A 1722-nucleotide genomic window follows, 5' to 3' on the forward strand; every position below is an offset into this window, starting at 1 on the left:
CCACGCCCCGGCCGCCGACCCCGCCCTCCCCACGGCCCGCCGGTGGTGCCCGCGCAGCTGGTGCCGCTCAGGCCGGGGTGCCCCTGACGACCTCGAACAGGCTCGTCCAGTTGTCCCCGCCGTGACCGGCGGCGATCGCCCGCTCGTACAGGGAGTGCACGGCGCCGGGCAGCGCGAGGTCCAGGCCCAGCGCGGCGCTGGTCCGGACGATGTGGTCGGCGGTGGCGCCCATCATCGTCGCGGTGGCCTGGTCTCCCGGGTAGGAACCGGAGTCGAGCTCCTCGTCGGTCCCGGCGACCATCGCCGGGATCTGGGTGAGCGTCCCGAACGCCTGGGGGACGAAGTCGGCCGCGCTCACCCCGGCGGACCGCACCATCGCGGTGCCCTGGAGGAGCCCGGCCAGCGCGGTGAGGAACACCGCCAGCTGGGCCTGGTAGAACAGCTGGGCGGCAGCCGGGTCCGGCCCGACGTACCGGGGTTCCCCGATGGCGGCCAGCGTCGGCTCGTGCCGCTCGACGACCGCCCGGTCGCCGCTGTAGTAGACGTAGCAGGCGTCGGTGCCGACCATCACGGCCGGCACCATGACCCCACCGGTGACGAACCGGGCGCCGTGGCCCTCCGCCCAGCGGGCGGCCTCCCTGGTCACCTGCGGGGTGTCCGAACTCAGGTTCACCAGCGTCCGCCCCGCCAGGGCGCTGGTCGCCGGTTCCAGCACGTCGTACATGGCCTGGTAGTCGGTCAGGCTCAGCACGACGACCTCGCTGGCCGCGAGGGCCTCGGCCGGGCTGGCCGCCAGTGCCGCCCCCTCGGCCACCAGCTCGTCGGCCCGGCTCGCCGTGCGGTTCCACACCGTCACCGGATGTCCCGCGCGCAGCAGGCTCCGCACCATCGCCCGGCCCATCGGGCCCAGTCCGATCAGGGTCACCGGGGCCGGTGTGCTCGGCTCGTCACTCATTGGTCGGTCCTCGTCCTCGTCGTTCGGCTGTCGGTTCGCGGGGAGGGCGGTGGGCCGCGCTGTCCACACCGCACCCGGCCAGCCCTGGCCGGTGGTGCCCTCCCCGGCGTGGGGACCACCCTGGCCGCCCGCTCGCACGAAACCCCGCCGGTGCGCGCACGACCCGGCCGTGACGGGCCCGGCGGCTAGGGTCCACTGGTGCGATTCGGGGTGTTGGGGCCGTTGGCGGTGTGGACGGACGCGGGCGCGGCGGTCACCGTGCCCGAGGCGAAGGTCCGGCTCCTGCTGGCGCTGCTCCTGCTCGGCGAGGGCCGCCCGGTGCCGACCAGCACGCTCGTCGAGCGGTTGTGGCGCGGTCGTCCCCCCGGCAACCCGGTGAACACCGTCCAGACCAAGGTGTCCCAGCTGCGCCGCACCCTGGAGCGGGCGGAACCGGGCGCGGGTGCCCTCGTCGTCCGCCAACCCCCCGGCTACCTGCTGGCCGTCGCCGCGTCCGACCTGGACCTGGCGCGGTTCCGGAGCCTGACCGCCGAGGCCCGCGCGGCCGGGGACCCCGGAGTCCGCGCCACCCGGCTCGGGGAGGCACTGGCGATGTGGCGGGGGCCGGCGTTGGCGGACCTGGCGGCGGAACCCCCCGCCGTGGCGGCCGCGTCGGCGTGGGAGGAGGAACAGCTGGTCGCGACGGAGGAGTGGGCCGAGGCCCGGTTCCGGCTCGGCGACCACGCCAGGCTCGCCGTCGACCTCACCCCCACCCGTCGCCCGCCACC

At 76.1% G+C, this 1722-nt stretch carries 2 protein-coding genes; one reads left to right on the forward strand and one right to left on the reverse strand.

Annotated elements, in window-relative coordinates; all coding sequences use genetic code 11:
- Nucleotides 1–67: 67 nt before the first annotated feature.
- Nucleotides 68–955 (reverse strand): NAD(P)-dependent oxidoreductase, encoded by an 888-nt coding sequence (locus tag ACTIDRAF_RS0218350; RefSeq protein ID WP_016700187.1) that lies wholly within the window; start codon nt 953–955, stop codon nt 68–70.
- 198 nt (nt 956–1153) lie between these two features.
- Here ACTIDRAF_RS0218350 and ACTIDRAF_RS29665 point away from each other — a divergent pair.
- Nucleotides 1154–1722 (forward strand): AfsR/SARP family transcriptional regulator (locus ACTIDRAF_RS29665; RefSeq protein WP_211215377.1); only part of this gene is annotated, 569 nt, incomplete at its 3' end.

The organism is Actinoalloteichus spitiensis RMV-1378 (assembly GCF_000239155.1).
Lineage (GTDB): Bacteria > Actinomycetota > Actinomycetes > Mycobacteriales > Pseudonocardiaceae > Actinoalloteichus_B > Actinoalloteichus_B spitiensis.